Consider the following 12,716-nt stretch of genomic DNA (forward strand, 5'->3'; position numbering starts at 1 on the left):
CCACCAGTTCCGAATCGGCCGTTAACGCATCCCCTGAAAGCATGAAACCCTCCCCCAAAAACACTCTGCAGTTTCTTTAGACTCCGCCGCAGCCCGAAAGGTTCAATCGCGAATCAACTAGAGTGGGGAACCATGGAAATTCAGGTGGTTAATCATCCGCTCGTCGCCTCCCGGCTCAGCATCATGCGCGACAAGAACAGTGACAACGCACAGTTCCGCGCCGCTTTGTCCGACCTGGGGGCCATGCTGATCTACGAGGCCTCGGCGGACCTGGTGGTCGAACACTTCGAGCTCGAAACCCCCGTCGCCACCACCACGGGCACGCGGCTGGAAAAGCCCCCGATCATCGTGCCCGTCATCCGCGCCGGCCTGGGCATGATCGACCCGGCGCTGTCCATGATCCCCGACGCACAGGTCGGCTTCATCGGCATGGCCCGCGACGAAACCACCCACGAGCCCGTGCCCTACCTGGAGGCGCTGCCGGACGACCTCAGCGACCAGCCGGTGTTCCTGGTCGACCCGATGCTCGCCACCGGCGGCTCGCTGCTGCACGCCATCCGCCTGCTGGAGGATCGCGGCGCCAACGACATCACCTGCGTGTGCATGGTCTCCGCCCAGCCGGGCGTGGATGCGCTGGTGGAGGCCAACGTGAGCGTGCGCCGACTCTTCACCGCCACCATCGACCCCAGCCTGAACGAGGACGCGTACATCGTCCCCGGCCTGGGCGATGCCGGCGACCGCCTATACGGCCCCCGAAACATCGACCTTTAGGCGCTCCAGCAGCGCCTCCACGGCCTGTGCATCCGCCCCTGGCACCGCGCTGACCTCCAGGTAGAACTTCGCCTTCGGCTCGGTGCCGGACGCGCGGGCGACCACGCGCAGCCCCATGTCCCCGGAAGTGCCCACCAGCCGCACGCCGTCGGTGCGGTTGCCCGCGGAATCCTCGATCGGCCCGGCCTGCATGGCCGCACCCGCGAGCTCTGCCGGTGGGTTGTCCGCCCAGCGCGCGATCAGCTCCTGCGCTTGCTCCGCACTGTCGAAACGTGCGCTGACCTGCGCGGTCCTGAACACCCCATAGGTGGCCTCGATGTCGTCCAGCTCGGCAGCCAGATCCGTCTCGGCCGCCCACGCCGCCGCGATCAGCGCCGTCGCAATGCCATCCTTATCCGCCACGATGTGCGGCGCGGGCGCGGTGCCGATCGCCTCCTCGTAGGCAAAAGCCAGCTCACCCGGCCGACCGTCGGCAGCGCGCGCCAGGTTCTTAAAGCCAGTCAGCGTCTCCACGTAGTCCCAGCCCTCGGCGCGCGCCATGCGCCCCAGCAGCTGCGAACTGACCACCGTTGTCGCCACTACAGGCTTTTTCTTTGTGGACGCCCCCACGCCCGCCAGCACCCGGCGCGCCAGCAAGGGGCCGGCCTCGTCCCCGCGCAGCATGTGGTATTCGCCATCCGCGCGCTTCAACCCCAGCATGCAGCGGTCTGCATCCGGATCCAGGGCGATCAGCAGGTCCGCGTCGATGGCGCGGGCTTCCTCCAGCAGCGCGTCGGTGGCACCCGGCTCCTCCGGATTGGGGAAGTCCACCGTCGGGAAGGTCGGGTCCGGCCAGCGCTGCGAGGCCACCGCGTGCACGTTGCCGAAGCCGTTCTCGCGCAAGGCCCATTCCAGGGCGTTGCCGCCCACGCCGTGCATGGGGGTGTAGAGGATCTTCAGCTTCCGCCGCGGCGCCAGCTCCGCCTGGCGGCCGGTGGCCACCAGGGTGCCCAGCTCGGTGACGTAGCCGGAGACCACGGACAGGTCTACAGACTTCGCCTCGGAACGGGGGATCTTCGCCGCGTCGGTGGGCTGGGCGGCAATGTGCTCCTCGATCTGCCGGTCGGCGGGGGAGACCAGCTGTGCGCCGCCGTCCAGGTACAGCTTGTAGCCGTTGTCCTGCGCCGGGTTGTGCGAGGCGGTGATTTGCACGCCCACATCCATTTGCCGGGAGCGTACCAGCCACGCCAACACTGGGGTGGGGGAGGGCTCCGCGATGAGGGTCACGTCGAAGCCTGCACCCGCGAAAGTTTCCGCCGTGGCGCGGGCTAGGGCGTGGGAGGCGTAGCGGGCGTCATAGCCCACAGCCGCACGAAAAACCCCGTCGGCGCGCAAGGGGCGCTTCCGTTCCTTGAGCCACGCAGCCACACCGGCCGTGGCGCGGGTGGCGGTGCCGACGTTCATCTCGTCTGGCCCGGGACCGATCTTGGCGCGCAGGCCGGCGGTGCCGAACTTCAACTGGCTCATAGGTTGTTCACCAGCTCGCCGAGCAGCTTGCCCATGTCGTTGGCGGCTTCCTTGCCCGCCTGCAGAACCTCCTCGTGGTTCAGAGCCTCGCCGGTAACCCCCGCCGCCAGGTTCGTGACCAGCGAGATCCCCAGCACGTCCACGTCCGCCTCGCGCGCGGCGATCGTCTCGTAGACCGTGGACATGCCCACCAGGCCCGCGCCCAGGGTGCGCAGCATGTGGATCTCCGCCGGGGTTTCGTACTGCGGGCCGGGCATCATCGCGTACACGGCCTCGCGCATGCCGGGGCGCAGCTTCTGCACCTTGGCGCGCAGCTCGGGGCTGTAGGCATCCACCAGGTTCACAAAGTTCGCGCCCGTCAGGGGTGTCTTGGCGGTGAAGTTAATGTGATCGGCGATCAGCACCGGCTCGCCCACGGTCATGCCCTCGGTCAGGCCACCTGCGGCGTTGGTCAGCACGATCGTCTGCACGCCCGCGGCTGCTGCGGTGCGAACCGCATGGGCGGTGCGCCACAGCTCGTGGCCCTCGTAGGCGTGGGTGCGGCCCAGCAGCACCAGCACGTTACGTCCACCGATCTGCGCGCTGCGGACCGTGCCGCCGTGCCCCTGCGCGGTCGGCGCCAGGAAACCCGGCAGCTCCGACATTGGGAACTCCTGCAGGTCTTCCGCGCCTTCGCACAGCACATCGGCGGCGGGGCGCCACCCCGAGCCGAGTACTACGGCACAGTCGTAGGAATCGAGGCCGGTGCGCTCTTTCAGCGCCGCCGCAGCCTCTGCGGCCAATTCATAAGGATTTGGGGAAGCAGTCATGCCAACCAAGAATACCGCAGGCGCTAGACTAGACAGGTCAGTAAAAGTGAGAGGGACGTGAGTATTCAAGTGCAAGACGGCACACAGGAACGCGCGCAGGAAAGCAGCACCCATTCTGTCGCCCAGTTCGTGCAGAACTGGACGCGGGACAACGCACAGCGGGTCATCGACTGGCGCCGTCACCTGCACCGCAACCCCGAGCTGTCGCACATGGAGACGGAGACCACCCGCTTCCTGGCTGCCGAGCTCGAGCGCGCCGGGCTGCAACCTGTGGCTCTGCCCTCCACGGGCCTGATCGCCGACATTGGCCCCGTCGGCGCGCCCCGCATCGCCTTCCGCGGTGACATCGACGCGCTGCCGTTGCAGGAGGTCACAGGCCTCGATTACGCCTCCGAGGTGCCGGGGGTCATGCACGCCTGCGGTCACGACATCCACACCACGATCGTGCTGGGGCTGGCCGTCGCCCTCGCCGACTTTGTTGACGCCCACGGGGAGGATGCCCTGGGGGTTCAGGTTCGCTTTATCTTCCAGCCCGCCGAGGAAGTCATGGACGGCGGCGCGGTGGACGTCATCGAAGCCGGAGCGCTTCATGGCGTGTCCCGCATCTTTGCCGTCCACTGCGAGCCGAAGCTGCGCACCGGCGAGATCGGCGTGCGCACCGGTGCGATCACCTCCGCCAGCGACGTGGTGGAGATCATCCTGCGCGGCCACGGCGGCCACACCTCCCGTCCGCACCTGGCGGCGGATCTGGTGTACACCGCAGGCCTCATCGCCTCGCAGCTGCCGGGCCTGCTGTCCCGCACCGTAGACCCGCGCACCGGCACGGTGCTGACCTTCGGCGCGATCAACGGCGGCTCCACGTTCAACGCAATTCCGCAGGAGGTCCGCCTGCTCGGTACGTTCCGCACCGCGGAGGTTGGAGTGTGGCGTCGTGGCGAAGAAACCTTGCGAGAACTCCTAGAGCACCTGGTGGCACCCACCGGAGCAGAGCTCGAGCTGCGTTACACCAAGGGCGTGCCGCCGGTGATGAACGACGATGTTTCCACCGCCGCACTCGCGCAGGCCGTCAAGGACGTGGATCCGAACGCGCTGAAGGAGGCCCCGCAATCCACCGGCGGCGAGGACTTCAGCTGGTACCTGGAGCACGTGCCGGGCTCCATGGCGCGCCTGGGCGCGTGGACTGGCAAGGGGGAGAGGCCCGACCTGCACCAGCCGGACATCGTGTTCGACGAGCGCGCCTTGGGTATCGGCATCCGCCTGTTCGCCGGGGTTATTGACCAGTTCCGTTAAGGCGCTTCTGCGCGAACTTCATCGCGCTGCTGGTCAGCTGGTGGGTGCGCTGCTTGCGCTCGAATTTCCACTGCGCCTGCTGGGCGCGCTGCTGCATCTTCAGCTCCCGGAAGCGCTGGCGTTCCAACTGCTCCGGGCTGGGCTCGTACCAGGCTCTCGGGCCGACCTTCATGACGTAAAGCAGCACGAAAACCAGCGGGATTAGTCGCAGCAGGATGGCGGAGTTCGCCCACACGCCATTGAAGAGCATGGCCAGGGCGCTGCTGCCGATCACGGTGCTGAGCAGCAAGCCCAGACGCACGTTCCTGCCGCTGCGGTATTGGCGATCGACCTCGTGGGCGGAGTAGTAGGGAACGAGCTCGCGCGAAGCCTCCAGCGGTGGGAGGTCGGTGAATAACTGCGCGAGCTCGCGCTCGGAGCGGGACGTGGTGGCCTGCTGCACGCGCTCCTCGTACTCGGACATGGTGAGCCGACCGTCGGCGAAGTGCTCACCGAGCGCGCTGATAGCGTCGCTACGGTCGACATCGGAGATGCGGATTTCACGGCGGGACGGTTCGTTCATACCTCTAAAGGTAGCACCCGGAGCCTAATCCTCGGTCCAGTTGAACGTCCGCTCCACGGCGCGCTTCCACTTGTCGTAGGCGATCTTGCGCTCCTCCGGGTCGCCCTTGGGGAAGTAGGTCTTTTCCTCCTGCCAGAGGGAAACCAGCTCGTCGAGGTCCCGGTAGAAGCCCACGGCCAGGCCGGCGGCGTAGGCCGCTCCGAGGGCGGTGGTCTCCGAGACCTCCGGCACCGTCACTGGCACCTCCAGCTGGTCGGCCTGGAACTGCATCAGCAGCGAGTTGACCACCATGCCACCGTCGACGCGCAGGTTCTTCAGATCCACCTGCGAGTCCGCGTTCATGGCCTCAACGACCTCGCGGGTCTGGAAGGCCGTGGCCTCCAGCGCGGCGCGGGCAATATGCGCCTTCGTCACGTAGCGGGTCAGCCCCGCGATGATGCCGCGGGCCTCGGGGCGCCAGTGCGGCGCCAGCAGCCCGCTGAAGGCCGGCACGATGTAGCAACCGCCGTTATCGTCCACGCTGCGAGCCAGCGGCTCGATGTCGTCGGCGGTATCGAAGAACCCCAGGTTGTCGCGCAGCCACTGCACCAGGGAGCCGGTGACGGCGATGGAGCCCTCCAGCGCGTACACGGCGGGCTGGTTGCCAAGCCGGTAGGCGACGGTGGTGATCAGCCCGTGCTCGGACCACTGCGGCTCGGTGCCGGTGTTCATCAGCAGGAAGTTGCCAGTGCCGTAGGTGTTCTTCGCCTCGCCCTGGTTAAAGCACACCTGGCCGAAGGCTGCGGCCTGCTGGTCGCCCAGGATGCCCGCGATCGGCACCCCCTGCACCGGTCCGCTGCGGCGAACCTTCCCAACCACCTCGGAGGAGCTGACGATCTCCGGCAGCATGGATTCCGGCACGCCGAACAGCTCGCACAGCTCTGGATCCCACGTCTGCGTTCGTAGGTCCATCAGCATGGTGCGTGAGGCATTGGTGACGTCCGTGACATGTCGGGCATTGCCGCTGCGGCCCGCCTTGGACTTCTTGTGTGAGCGACGGGTGAGCTCCCAGATCAGCCACGAGTCGATAGTGCCGAAGGCCAGCTCCCCGCGCTCTGCCTTCTCGCGGGCGCCGTCGACGTTGTCCAGGATCCATTGGATCTTCGGCCCGGCGAAGTAGGTAGAGGCGTTCAGGCCGGTGCGCTCGAAGATCATGTCCTTTTGCTCTTCGCTCAAGGAGCTCACGATCTTGTCGGTGCGCGTGTCCTGCCACACGATGGCGTTGTAGATGGGCTTGCCGGTAGCGCGATCCCAGACGACGGTCGTTTCGCGCTGGTTGGTGATGCCCACCGCGGCGAACTCTTCTACCGGAATGTCGTGGGAGGCCGCAGCGTCCGCCATCACGCGGCGGGTGTTGCGCCGGATCTCCTCCGGGTCGTGCTCCACCCAGCCGGGGCGGGGGAAGATCTGCTGGTGCTCCATGTGGCTGGAGCTGATGATCTTGCCGTGCGCGTCAAAAATGATGCAGCGGGTAGATGTGGTCCCCTGGTCGAGCGCCAATACGTAGCCCCGCTTGGAGCTTTTCCACTTAGCCAAGGTCCCGGTCAGCTGGTTCGTAAGGTTTTCTACCACTCAGTCTTCTGTGTCCTCTGTGTCCTCTGCGTCCTCTGCGTCCGCTGCGCTATCGGCATCATCAGCGGCCCGCTTACGCTGGTTCGCAAACGCCGCCAGAATCAGAATCGCTACGCCCGCAGCGCCGCACAGCATCGTCACCCACCGCAGTGCCTGCAGGGTGCCGGAGGAGTACTTGGAGATGTAGATGTTGCCCTGGTCGCAGGTGTACTTGGCGCCCTCGATGTCCTCGGTGAACTTGATCGAGGTGTACACGCCCTTGTTCTTCGTCAAGGGCAGGGACACGTCGGAGATCTCCAGGTCATCCTGGCTGAACTTTAGATCCGCGGCCTCGATACGGTCGACGAGCTGCTTGCCCTCCTTATCGACCAGGGTGCACTCCTTCGCGGTCAGGGCGTCCTCGTCGGCCAGTAGGTAGTACTCCTTGCCGGCCTGTACGTCGTAGCCCTTGCCGAAGTCCTTCACACCCACCAGCGAAACGATAGCGGTGATTACGGCGACGATCAGCAGTCCAAGGCCGAGGAAGATCATGCCCTTCGGCGTCTTCCTTTCGAAGCTGTTAGCCTGCTCAGCGGTAGTTTCAGTCATGGGGGTGCGTTTCCTGTCTTGTCTATTCGTTCTCAGTAGAGCTGTCGTCCTTCAGCTCCATAAGTGCCTGATTCTTGGTGACGCCATCGCCGCCTCCGACGCTCAAGGACTGCACCACACCGGACTTGTGTGCCTTGACGGCGTTCTCCATCTTCATTGCCTCGAGCACCAGCAGCACGTCACCCTCGGCCACTTCGTCGCCTTCCGCGACCTCCACCTTGATCACGGTGCCCTGCATCGGGGCGGCCACCGTGTCGCCGGTGATGGCGATGTCCGCGGCATTCGCGCGGCGCTTCTTCGCGCGGCTTACCGAGCCGCGGCCCGCCAGGATCTCGCCCGGCACCAGCACCTCTACGCGGCGCCCGTCGACCTCCACGACCAGCTTCTCCTTCGGCAGCTCGCCCTCGGCAGCGGCCGCGAGTGGCTCCTCGTAGGCGGGCAGCTGGTTGTCCCATTCCTCTTCGATCCACCGGGTGTACACGCGGTAGTTGCCGTCTTCGGCGACGAAGGCCGGGTCGGTCAGCGCGGCCTGGTGGAAGGGGATCACGGTCGGGATGCCCTCGACCTCGTACTCTTCCAGCGCCCGCAGGGAACGTTGGATCGCCTCGGTACGGTCGGCGCCGGTGACGATGAGCTTGGCCAGCATGGAGTCGAACTGGCCGCCGACCACCGCGCCGGTTTCGATGCCGGAGTCCATGCGCACGCCGGGACCGGCGGGCTCGCGGTAGGTCTGGATGCGGCCCGGGGCCGGCATGAAGTTGTTCGTCGGGTCCTCGCCGTTGACGCGGAACTCGATGGAGTGGCCGACAATTTCCGGATCCTCGGTGCGGGATAGCTCTTCGCCGCGGGCGATGCGGAACTGCTCGCGCACCAGGTCCCAGCCGGTGACCTGCTCGGTGACGGGGTGCTCCACCTGCAGGCGGGTGTTGACCTCCAGGAAGCTGATCAGCCCGTCGGAGCCCACCAGGTACTCCACAGTGCCCGCGCCGTAGTAGCCGGCCTCGCGGCAGATGGCCTTGGCGGAGGAGTAGATGCGTTCGTTCTGCTCGTCGCTCAAGAACGGCGCGGGGGCCTCCTCGATGAGCTTCTGGAAGCGCCGCTGGGCGGAGCAATCGCGGGTGGAGGCGACGACGACGTTGCCGTGCTTATCGGCCACGACCTGCGCCTCGACGTGGCGGGCGCGGTCCAGGTAGCGCTCCACGAAGCACTCTCCACGGCCGAAGGCGGTGATGGCCTCGCGGGTTGCGGACTCAAAGAGATCCGGGATCTCGTCCATCGTGTAGGCGACCTTCATGCCGCGCCCACCACCGCCGAAGGCGGCCTTGATGGCGATCGGAAGTCCGTGGCGCTCTGCAAAGGCGGTGACCTCTGCGGCATCCGCGACGGGTTCCTTAGTGCCCGGAGTCATAGGGGCGTCAACACTAAGAGCAATGTTTCGCGCAGTGACCTTATCGCCGAGTTTGCGAATGGCCTCCGGCGGCGGGCCGATCCAGTTCAGCCCCGCATCCACGACCGCCTGGGCGAAGTCCGCGTTCTCCGACAGGAAGCCGTAGCCCGGGTGGATCGCGTCGGCGCCGGACTTGCGCGCGGCACCGATGATCTTCTCGATGTCCAGGTAGGTCTCCGCCGAGGTCTGGCCGCCGAGAGCCAGCGCTTCGTCGGCCATGCGTACGAAGGGTGCCTCTGCATCCGGGTCCGCGTACACGGCGACGGTAGCGATGCCCTCGTCGCGCGCAGCCCGGATGACGCGCACTGCGATCTCGCCACGGTTGGCGATCAGTACCTTCGTCAAGTCAGCGGCGGTGCTGGAAGTCACGGACAATCCTTTCGGGTTATTAGTTAGGGGTTAGTTAATGAGGCTACACTCCCCGGTTAGGCGCGTTCGATGGGCACGCGCATCATGTTTCCCCATTCGATCCACGAGCCATCGTAAACCCGCACATTTTCCCACCCCAAGAGGAAGCGCAGCACGAACCACTCGAGCGCGGCCCGGGCACCGTTGTTGCAATAAACAACGGTCTCACGGTGAGGGTCCAGCTCCAGCTCGGCATGGATGGCCTCGATGGCCTCGGCGGGGCGGAAGCGCGAGTTGGCCAGCAGTGAGGAGTCGGCGCGCAGGTTCTTGGCCCCCGGCACGTGCCCGTTGCGGCGGATAGGGTAGCCGGGCAGGGTTACTTCGCCGGTGTACTCCTCGGCATTGCGCAGGTCGATCACCTGGGTGCCGTCGAACTTCGTGCGCAGCTCGTCGACGAAGATGCGGTGGGTGTGGTCGTTTCGGTGGGAAGGAACTGAGTAGACGGGGCGCGGCGAAACCTCGTCGACGGCATAGGAAATCTCGCGTTCCTCTTGCATCCAGGCGTCTCGCCCGCCGTCCAGGATCCGCACATCCGGGTGGCCGAAAAGTTCGAAGACCCACAGCGCGTACACGGCCCACAGGTTGGCGTGGTCGCCGTAGAACACCACCGTGTCCTCCCGGGAGATGCCCAGGCGCCCCATGAGTTCCTCGAACTCCTTTGGTCCGATAAGGTCGCGCCACACCGGATCCGAGAGGTCTTCGTACCACTTCAGGCGCACGGCAGAGGGAATGTGACCAATATCGTATAAAAGCGAATCTGCGTCCACCTCGACGACCTTGAGGCCGGGAGTCCCCAGTTTTGCGCCGAGCCAAGCGTTCGTGACCAGCTTGTTTGGTTGTGCGTACTGCTTGAGCTGAGGGCTGGGGTCGAATTCGATTCCCATGAAACACCTGCCTTTCGATCGATTGAGAGTCTAGCGCCTTCTTGCCAGCCTTTCTCACACTGCCGCCCGGGCTGGCTCGCCATAGAATTAAAGGTGTTGGCTAAACGTGGCCACGCGCACTGCATTTTTTACTTCCAGAGCTAGGGGAAACCGTGCACAAGAGCATTGTTGTCTTTGAGGTTCAGGGCGGAAACGACAAGGGTGAGGACGGCCACCGCCGCGACACCATGCCCATCGTCGAGGCCATCCGCGAGAAGGGCTGGGGCGCCGAGGTTGTTTACTTCGACCCGGAGAAGGCCAGCGAGATCTACGAAGACGTTGCCGCTAAGTACGACGCTTACATCTCCCGCGTCAACCCGGGCCACATCCCCGGCGGCGAAAAGGGCTACTTCGACATGCTGACCAAGCTGACCGAGGAGGCCGGCCTGGTGGGCATGTCCACTCCGGCTGAGATGATGGCCTACGGCGCGAAGGATGCGCTGGTGAAGCTGAACGACACCGACCTGGTGCCGGACGACACCGCCGCCTACTACGACGTCGACTCCTTCCACAAGACTTTCCCCACCTCCCTGTCCTACGGTGAGCGCGTGCTGAAGCAGAACCGCGGCTCCACCGGCTCCGGCATCTGGCGCGTGCAGCTGGAGGACAAGCAGCTGGCCGAGTCCATCGAGCCGGGCACGGCTCTGCCCCTGGATACGAAGCTGAAGTGCACCGAGGCAGTCGACAACCACACGGAGGTCCGCGAGCTGGGCGAGTTCATGGACTTCTGCGACCAGTACATCGTCGGCGACAACGGCATGCTGGTGGACATGCGCTTCATGCCGCGCATCGTCGAGGGCGAGATCCGCATTCTGCTGGTCGGTCCGCACCCGGTGTTCGTGGTTCACAAGAAGCCGGCCGAGGGCGGCGATGCGTTCTCCGCAACCCTGTTCTCCGGTGCGAAGTACACCTACCAGAAGCCGGAGGAGTGGCAGGACCTGGTGGACATGTTCGCCGCTGCTCGCCCGGTCATCGCTGAGAAGCTGGGTGGCGACAACATCCCGCTGATCTGGACCGCCGACTTTATGCTGGCCGATGACGATGAGACCGGCGAGGACACCTACGTCCTGGGCGAGATCAACTGCTCCTGCGTGGGCTTCACCTCCGAGCTGGACATGGGCATCCAGCAGCTGGTTGCCGAGGAGGCCATCAAGCGCGTGGAGGCAAAGCACGCTTAAGCGCGTCAGCGCAACACTGACGTTTTGGCGTCAAAAAATATTTGTTTAACTACATAACCCGTCGCGGGGCGTTAGAGTGAGGCGCATCACAGCCTCAATTCCCGAAAGGATCTAACCCCCGCGATGATTAACCACGACGTTCGCGTCCACCCCTCTGCCGACGACTTTCCGCAGGAAGAACACCTCGCATGGAAGGTCGCGCAGGTCGCCGCCGACCCGGTCGAGGTGCCGCAAGACACCGCGGACATGGTGGTCAACCGCATTATCGACAACGCGGCCGTCGCTGCCGCTTCCATCCTGCGCCGCCCAGTAACTTCGGCGCGCACCCAGGCGTTGTGCCACACCGGGCCCAGCGCCGTTTTTGGTACTGACGCCACCGTCTCCCCCGAATGGGCCGCTTGGGCCAACGGCGTAGCGGTGCGAGAGCTGGATTTTCACGATACTTTCCTGGCTGCTGAGTACTCTCACCCCGGTGACAACATCCCGCCGATCCTGGCCGTAGCGCAGGCGCGCGGGCTGGGCGGGCGCGACCTGATCCGCGGCATCGCCACCGGCTACGAGATCCAGGTGGATCTGGTCAAGGGTATCTCCCTTCACAAGCACAAGATCGACCACGTCGCACACTTGGGGCCGTCCGCGGCCGCGGGAATCGGCACGCTGCTGCGGCTGGACCCGCAGGTGATCTACCAGGCTGTCGGACAGGCGCTGCACACCACGACGGCTACGCGTCAGTCCCGCAAGGGGCTCATCAGCTCCTGGAAGGCCCACGCACCTGCCTTCGCCGGGAAGATGGCGGTGGAGGCCGTGGACCGCGCCATGCGCGGCGAGGGCGCCCCGGCCCCGATCTGGGAGGGCGAGGACGGCGTGATCGCCTGGCTGCTGGACGGCCCGGACGCCCACTACGTCGTACCCCTGCCGGAGGCGGGGGAGCCCAAGCGGGCGATCCTGGATACCTACACCAAGGAGCACTCCGCGGAGTACCAGTCCCAGGCGCCAATCGACCTGGCCCGCCGCATGCGGGACAAGATCGGGGACCTAAGCCAGGTGGAAAGCATCGTGCTGCACACCAGCCACCACACCCACTATGTGATCGGCACCGGCTCGAACGATCCGCAGAAGTTCGATCCAAAGGCTTCGCGCGAGACGCTGGACCACTCCGTGATGTACATCTTCGCCGTCGCCCTCGAAGACGGCGAGTGGCACCACGAGCGCTCCTACGCCCCCGAGCGCGCCCAGCGCCCGGAGACCGTGGAGCTGTGGCACAAGATCTCCACTGTGGAGGATCCGGAGTGGACCCGCCGCTACCACTCCACCGACCCGGCCGAGAAGGCCTTCGGCTGCAAGGCAGTAGTCACCCTGCGCGACGGCACCGAGATCGTCGACGAGCTGGCCGTGGCCGACGCCCACCCGCTGGGCGCCCGCCCCTTCGGCCGCGCCGACTACATCAACAAGTTCCGCACCCTGGCCGAGGGCGTGGTGGACGAGGCGGAGCAGGATCGCTTCCTCGCCGTCGCCGAGGCCACCGCGGACCTGGCCCCAGGCGAGCTCGGCCAGCTGAACCTCGTGGTCAGCGACGACGTGCTGGCACGCGCACCACAGATCCCCGGCGGCATCTTCTAACCC

The 12,716-nt window shown here is 65.8% G+C and carries 11 protein-coding genes; 4 read left to right on the top strand and 7 right to left on the bottom strand.

Annotated features, from left to right (window positions below; translation table 11 throughout):
* Positions 1–132 precede the first annotated feature (132 nt).
* Positions 133–771 carry a uracil phosphoribosyltransferase gene (upp, locus tag L8V00_RS01565; protein WP_070487854.1) on the top strand — a complete coding sequence of 213 codons (639 nt, stop codon included), beginning with the start codon at positions 133–135 and terminating at the stop codon, positions 769–771.
* Here upp and L8V00_RS01570 read toward each other — a convergent pair.
* Positions 742–2,277 (bottom strand): phospho-sugar mutase, encoded by a 1,536-nt coding sequence (locus L8V00_RS01570; protein WP_269944024.1) that lies wholly within the window; start codon positions 2,275–2,277, stop codon positions 742–744. The two genes, upp and L8V00_RS01570, sit on opposite strands and share 30 nt — an antisense overlap.
* Entirely contained in the window at positions 2,274–3,086 is an 813-nt protein-coding gene (locus L8V00_RS01575) for a purine-nucleoside phosphorylase (RefSeq protein WP_269944025.1), read from the bottom strand. Before L8V00_RS01575 ends, L8V00_RS01570 begins: the two co-directional genes overlap by 4 nt.
* Positions 3,087–3,143: 57 nt before the next feature.
* Between L8V00_RS01575 and L8V00_RS01580 the strand changes: the two genes are divergently transcribed.
* The gene (locus L8V00_RS01580; RefSeq protein ID WP_034984844.1) at positions 3,144–4,376 is read left to right on the top strand and encodes an amidohydrolase; all 1,233 of its coding nucleotides are present in this window, start codon (positions 3,144–3,146) and stop codon (positions 4,374–4,376) included.
* Here L8V00_RS01580 and L8V00_RS01585 read toward each other — a convergent pair.
* From L8V00_RS01585 to L8V00_RS01605, 5 genes are read right to left on the bottom strand one after another with little or no spacing between them, the layout of a single operon-like run.
* Positions 4,357–4,938: a DUF1707 SHOCT-like domain-containing protein gene (locus L8V00_RS01585; protein ID WP_269944026.1), complete on the bottom strand. Its 582-nt coding sequence runs from the start codon at positions 4,936–4,938 to the stop codon at positions 4,357–4,359. The genes L8V00_RS01580 and L8V00_RS01585 overlap by 20 nt on opposite strands.
* A gap of 24 nt (positions 4,939–4,962) precedes the next feature.
* Complete coding sequence (glpK, locus tag L8V00_RS01590) at positions 4,963–6,513, bottom strand: glycerol kinase GlpK (RefSeq protein WP_274707034.1); 1,551 nt, start codon at positions 6,511–6,513, stop codon at positions 4,963–4,965.
* A gap of 36 nt (positions 6,514–6,549) precedes the next feature.
* Positions 6,550–7,137 (bottom strand): hypothetical protein, encoded by a 588-nt coding sequence (locus L8V00_RS01595; RefSeq protein ID WP_269944028.1) that lies wholly within the window; start codon positions 7,135–7,137, stop codon positions 6,550–6,552.
* Positions 7,138–7,159: 22 nt separating this feature from the next.
* A complete protein-coding gene (locus tag L8V00_RS01600; protein WP_269944029.1) occupies positions 7,160–8,953 on the bottom strand; it encodes an acetyl/propionyl/methylcrotonyl-CoA carboxylase subunit alpha in 1,794 nt (597 codons plus the stop codon).
* A 56-nt stretch (positions 8,954–9,009) separates the two neighbouring features.
* On the bottom strand, positions 9,010–9,876 hold the full coding sequence (locus tag L8V00_RS01605; protein ID WP_035004384.1) for a sulfurtransferase: 867 nt from the start codon (positions 9,874–9,876) through the stop codon (positions 9,010–9,012).
* Between the two features lie 152 nt (positions 9,877–10,028).
* Here L8V00_RS01605 and L8V00_RS01610 point away from each other — a divergent pair, with 152 nt between their 5' ends.
* On the top strand, positions 10,029–11,093 hold the full coding sequence (locus L8V00_RS01610) for a Cj0069 family protein (RefSeq protein WP_269944030.1): 1,065 nt from the start codon (positions 10,029–10,031) through the stop codon (positions 11,091–11,093).
* Positions 11,094–11,216: 123 nt separating this feature from the next.
* Positions 11,217–12,713: a 2-methylcitrate dehydratase PrpD gene (gene prpD / locus L8V00_RS01615; RefSeq protein ID WP_049049807.1), complete on the top strand. Its 1,497-nt coding sequence runs from the start codon at positions 11,217–11,219 to the stop codon at positions 12,711–12,713.
* Positions 12,714–12,716: the final 3 nt, after the last annotated feature.

This window comes from Corynebacterium evansiae (assembly GCF_027570065.1).
GTDB classification, from domain to species: Bacteria; Actinomycetota; Actinomycetes; order Mycobacteriales; family Mycobacteriaceae; genus Corynebacterium; species Corynebacterium evansiae.